At 68.9% G+C, this 5,295-nt stretch carries 4 protein-coding genes and 1 pseudogene; 4 read left to right on the forward strand and 1 reads right to left on the reverse strand.

Going from position 1 to position 5,295, the window contains the following annotated elements; all coding sequences use genetic code 11:
- From ELR45_RS19445 to ELR45_RS19460, 4 genes are all read left to right on the forward strand, one after another.
- Positions 1-1,151: ABC transporter permease (locus ELR45_RS19445; RefSeq protein WP_165367931.1), on the forward strand; the 1,151-nt coding region annotated here is incomplete at its 5' end.
- 145 nt (positions 1,152-1,296) lie between these two features.
- Positions 1,297-1,710, forward strand: coding sequence for a cytidine deaminase (locus tag ELR45_RS19450; protein WP_129667854.1), 414 nt, complete (start codon positions 1,297-1,299; stop codon positions 1,708-1,710).
- A 146-nt stretch (positions 1,711-1,856) separates the two neighbouring features.
- Positions 1,857-3,302 carry an MFS transporter gene (locus ELR45_RS19455; RefSeq protein WP_205856885.1) on the forward strand — a complete coding sequence of 482 codons (1,446 nt, stop codon included), beginning with the start codon at positions 1,857-1,859 and terminating at the stop codon, positions 3,300-3,302.
- A gap of 128 nt (positions 3,303-3,430) precedes the next feature.
- A complete protein-coding gene (locus ELR45_RS19460) occupies positions 3,431-4,732 on the forward strand; it encodes a thymidine phosphorylase (RefSeq protein WP_129667855.1) in 1,302 nt (433 codons plus the stop codon).
- Positions 4,733-4,753: 21 nt separating this feature from the next.
- Here the strand turns inward: ELR45_RS19460 and ELR45_RS41080 are convergent.
- A pseudogene (locus tag ELR45_RS41080) lies at positions 4,754-5,295 on the reverse strand (acetate kinase); the annotation flags it as partial.

The raw sequence follows: 5,295 nt of genomic DNA on the forward strand, positions 1-5,295 counted from the left end.
GGGCGATCACCGGCGAGGCCGTGCTGACCAGCAGCGGAACCGCGCGGGCCATGCTGATTTTGGCCCTGCCGATCGCCATGGCCGCGCTCGGTGGCCTGGTCGCCGAGCGGGCCGGCGTGATCAACATCGGCCTCGAGGGGATGATGATCCTCGGCACCTGGGGTGCCGGCTTCGGTGGCTGGCACTACGGGCCGTGGGGAGCGCTGCTCGGCGCCGTCGTGGGTGGGGCGCTGGGCGGCTTGGTCCATGCGTTGGCCACGGTCACCTTCGGCGTCGACCACATCGTCAGCGGTGTGGCGATCAATCTGGTCGCGGCCGGGCTGGTGCGCTTCCTGTCCGAGGCGCTCTTCGAAGGTGAGGAGGGCGGCGGGCCGACCCAGTCGCCGCCGATCGGCTCACCGGCCACGTTCGACGTGCCGATCCTCTCCTCTGGGCCTGACCTGCTGGGCCGGCTGGAGGACATCGACGTCGTGATCCTGTCCGACGCCGGCGGCATCCTGCGCGGGCTGACCAGCGGCCTGACCGTGTTCGCGCTGATCGCGCTGGCGATGCTGCCGCTGGCGTGGTTTGTGCTGTGGCGCACCGCGCTGGGGCTGCGTTTGCGTTCCGCCGGGGAGAACCCGACCGCGGCGGAGTCGCTGGGCGTCGACGTCTACCGGATGAAGTACCTGGCCGTTGTGGTCAGCGGTGCGCTCGCCGGGATGGGCGGGCTGATGCTGGTGCTGTGGACCGGCACCTACCGGGAGGGGCAGACCGGTGGGCGCGGGTACATCGGTCTGGCCGCGATGATCTTCGGCAACTGGCGGCCCACCGGTCTTGCTGCCGGGTCCGGGCTGTTCGGCTACTCGGACGCGGTGCGGCTGCGGGCTCAGACCTCGGCCGCGGTGCTGGCGCTGCTCATGCTCGTCGGGCTGATCCTGGCGGCGGTCGGCCTGTGGGACCTGTACCGGCGACGGTACCTGCTCAGCGGCGTGCTGCTGGTCCTCGCCGGCGTCGCCGTCGTCGCGTCCGCGACCCTCGACTCGTTGCCGAACGAAGTCACGACGATGACCCCGTACCTGGTCACGCTGGCGGTGCTGGCGACCGCTTCGCAGCGGCTGAGACCTCCGGCGGCGGATGGGATGCGCTATCGCCGGGGCGAAGAACATTGACCGCCCCAACCGGACCGAAGCGCAGCCCTCAAAATGATCATGTGAAGTAGGTTTTCTCTTGCCGTAACAGGGCTGCAGGCATGGTAGGGCACGAGGAACCTACTTCACATGATCACTTTGGAGACGACAGCGGGAGGCGAGAGGTATGGGCGAGCGGGTGGACTGGGAAGCGCTGCGTGCGGCGGCGGTGGAGGTCGCCGAGCGGGCCTACGCGCCGTACTCGTCGTTCTCTGTAGGTGCGGCCGCCCTGGTCGACGACGGACGGGTCGTCACCGGCTGCAACGTCGAGAACGCCTCCTACGGGTTGACGCTGTGTGCCGAGTGCGGCCTGGTGTCGTCGCTGGTGGCGGGTGGGGGCGGCCGGCTGGTGGCATTCACCTGCGTGGGTGGGTCGAACCGCACGCTGATCATGCCGTGTGGCCGTTGCCGGCAGCTGCTCTGGGAGCACGGAGGGGCCCAGCTGCTGGTTCAGACCCCGGTAGGTGTGCAGACCATGGCCGAGGTCCTACCGCAGGCGTTCGCCGCGGACGACCTCGGGCCAAAACCCGGAATGCCGTGAAAGGCCGCAACGGTGGCAGGTTGTTCGACCAGCGCTGGAGGTACGCGAATCGGTCGACGTGCCGGCGATGCGCGGACCGGATTCGTGGCGTCGTGGTGCCGATAGTGGAGGATCTTGAATCCGGGTACCCCGTAGGGTGGTGAACTGTGACAGCGACGACCGGTTTCACGTCTGACTTGCGGACGTTGCTGATGCGGCCGGATTTCCGCAAGCTGTTCGCGGTCCGGATCGCGGGTCAGCTGGGCGACGGTGTCCTCCAGGTCGCGCTGGCGTCGTACGTGTTCTTCTCGCCCGAGCGACAGACCACCGCGCCCGCGGCGGCTGCCGCGTTCGCGGTGCTCCTGCTGCCGTATTCGATGGTCGGACCGTACGCCGGTGTGCTGCTGGATCGCTGGCAGCGACGCCAGGTCCTGGTGACGGCGAACCTGCTGCGCACGGTCTTGACCGTGGCGGTGGCATGGCAGGTCACGGCCGCCGACGTGGGCCCGGTATTCTTCGGAACCGTCCTGGTCATGCTGTCACTGAACAGGTTCGTCCTGGCCGGCCTGAGCGCGTCGCTCCCACGAGTGGTTCCGCGCAAGGATCTGGTGATCGCGAACTCGGTGTCGCCCACGTCAGGCGCCATCGCGGTGATGGCCGGCGTCGGGCTTGGATATGCCACCCAGCAATGGGTGTTCGGCACCGAGGCGGAGGATTCGGCGGACAGTTCGGTGGTGATGGCTGCCGCGGCGGTCTATCTCCTGGCCGGTCTGCTGCCGCTGCGGCTCGGGCGCCGGCTGCTCGGGCCGGACGAGACTGTCACCCGAGTCCCGGTGGGCCAGGCCGTGCGGCAGGTCGCGGTCGGGATGGTCGAGGGAGCCCGGCATGTGCACGAGCGACGGCCGGCTCTGTGGGGCTTGCTGGCGATGGCCTCCACCAGGTTCTTCTACGGCGTGACGCTGATCGCGGCGATCCTCCTGTCGCGCAATCACTTCCACGCCGGAGAAGACGTCGATGCCGGCCTGGGGACGCTCGCGATGTTCCTTGGCGTCTCCGGCGCGGGCTATTTGGTGGCGGCCGCGCTCACCCCCATAGCCAGCGCCCGGATGCGCAAGGAGACATGGGCGGCGGTCGCAATGGCGCTGGCTGCTGTCGCCGTGGTGGTTCCGGGCTCATGGTTCAGCGTGCCGGCGCTGGGCGTCCTGGCGTTTGTGATGGGCGTGGCGACGCAGAGCCTGAAGATCGTCGTCGACACAGTGGTGCATGAGAGCGTCGACGACGACTACCGGGGCCGGGTGTTCTCGTTCTGTGACGTGGCGTTCAACGTGAGTTTCGTCGCCGCGGCGGGCGTGGCAGCGGTGCTCCTGCCGTCGACGGGGCGGTCCTACCTGATGGTCGTAGTGGTGTCGGTGGGGTTCGCGGTGACCGCGCTCGGCTACTACGTCGTCAATACGCGTCGCCCGGCGCGGAGCCCAGCGGCGGGAGCCGCTCAGGCTCTGCCTACCCAGGTTCCGCCCGCACAGCCCACCCAGGTTCCGCTCATACAGCGCTCGCTCGCGCAGCATCCGGAGGACGAGAACACGCCACATGCCGAGCGGCCACGCGGCCGCTGAGAAGCCGGCGATGCCGGCCGTGGCCGTCATCGCTGTGTTCGCTGGCTGCATAGGTCGTCGCAGGGTGGGTGGAAATAGGGCAGGATCGGTAGCGGCGGCAAAGACGAGTGGCAAGGCGGGCGTGATCGATGAGCAGCAGTGGTGGGTCCAGGTTCGACGCGGTCGACATCATCCGTGCCAAGCGGGACGGCGGCGAGCTGTCCGACGCCCAGGTCGACTGGGCCATTGAGGCTTATACGGCCGGCGAGATCGCGGACGAGCAGATGTCCGCGCTGGCCATGGCGATCTTGCTGAACGGCATGTCCCGGCGGGAGATCTCCCGGTGGACCGATGCGATGGTTCGCTCCGGCACCCGCATGGACTGGTCCGGCGTCGGCCGTCCGACCACGGACAAGCACTCCACAGGCGGAGTCGGAGACAAGATCACGCTCCCGCTGGCGCCGGCAGTCGCGGCATGCGGTGCGGCGGTTCCGCAGCTGTCCGGTCGCGGGCTGGGACACACCGGGGGCACACTGGACAAGCTCGAGTCGATCCCGGGCTGGCGGGCCTCGCTTTCCGCCGACGAGATGCTGGACGTGGTGCGCGGCGCCGGCGCGGTGGTCTGCGCCGCGACCGAGGACCTGGCACCCGCGGACAAGAAGCTGTATGCGCTGCGCGATGTCACCGGCACGGTCGAGGCGATTCCGCTGATCGCCAGCTCGATCATGAGCAAGAAGATCGCGGAGGGAACCGGCGCCTTGGTGCTGGATGTGAAGGTGGGCTCGGGCGCCTTCATGAAAGACGTCACGTCCGCCCAGGAACTGGCCCGCACCATGGTGGACCTGGGCACGGACGCCGGAGTCCGGACGGTCGCTCTGCTGACCAACATGGCGACGCCGCTCGGGCTGACCGTGGGCAACGCGCTGGAGGTACGCGAATCGGTCGACGTGCTGGCGGGCGGTGGCCCGGAGGACGTCGTCGAGCTGACCGTCACGCTGGCCCGAGAGATGCTGAGTGCCGCCGGAATCGATGGGAAGGACCCGGCCGATGCCCTGCGTGACGGCTCGGCCATGGATGTGTGGCGGGCGATGGTGACGGCGCAGGGCGGCGACCCTGACGCGCCACTGCCGAAGGCTCGGGAGAGCCACGCCGTACTGGCACCGGTGACAGGTGTGCTGACCGATCTTGATGCCTACCGCGTCGGGGTCGCGGCGTGGCGGCTCGGCGCCGGGCGGGCACGCAAGGAAGACGCGGTGCAGGCGGCGGCCGGTGTCGAGCTTCACGCCAAGCCAGGGTCGTTCGTCGGCGGGGGCGAACCGTTGCTCACCTTGCACACTGACGAGCCGGAGCGGTTCGATCGTGCGCTCGAGATCCTCGACGGTGCCTACACGATCGCACCATCCGGTGCTCGGCCGGACCTCCCGCCACTGGTCATCGACCGTGTCGCATAGTGCCCGGTCGTCCTGGTCGTCTTACGCCTCCCCGGCGCCGTAGTACACCGGCTCCTGCTGCCGGGTCGCTCCGGCCACGAGCGTCGACGTCTGTCGTGCGATCTCGAGCTCCTCATTGGTGGGGACCACGAGCACGGCTGTCTGGGCGCCGTCCGGCGAGATGAATCTGGCCCTGCCGCCCTTGGACGCATTGCGGACATGGTCGATCACGATGCCCAGCTTCTGCAGTCCGGCGAGCGAATGTGAGCGCACCCAGGAATCGTTCTCTCCGACGCCACCGGTGAAGACCAGGGCGTGGGCCTCCCCGAGCGCGGCCAGGTAGGCACCGATGTAGTGGCGGATCCGGTGGCAGTACACATCCCGCGCGAGTTTCGCGTCCGCGTCGCCTTCGGAGGCCAACCGGTGCACCTCGCGCATGTCGCGGACACCGGTCATCCCGAGCATCCCGCTGCGCTGGTTGAGGAACACGTCGAGGTCGTCGACGGACATTCCGGACTCGCGGCGCAGGTGGAAGACCGCACCTGGGTCCAGGTCGCCACTGCGTGAGCCCATGACGAGGCCTT

The sequence above is a fragment of the Phytoactinopolyspora endophytica genome (genome assembly GCF_004138495.1).
Taxonomy (GTDB): domain Bacteria; phylum Actinomycetota; class Actinomycetes; order Jiangellales; family Jiangellaceae; genus Phytoactinopolyspora; species Phytoactinopolyspora endophytica.

Coding starts and splice junctions, on each gene's coding strand:
- ELR45_RS19450 (WP_129667854.1), top strand. CDS start 1,297: ATGGGCGAGCGGGTGGACTGGGAAGCGCTGCGTGCGGCGGCGGTGGAG.
- ELR45_RS19460 (WP_129667855.1), top strand. CDS start 3,431: ATGAGCAGCAGTGGTGGGTCCAGGTTCGACGCGGTCGACATCATCCGT.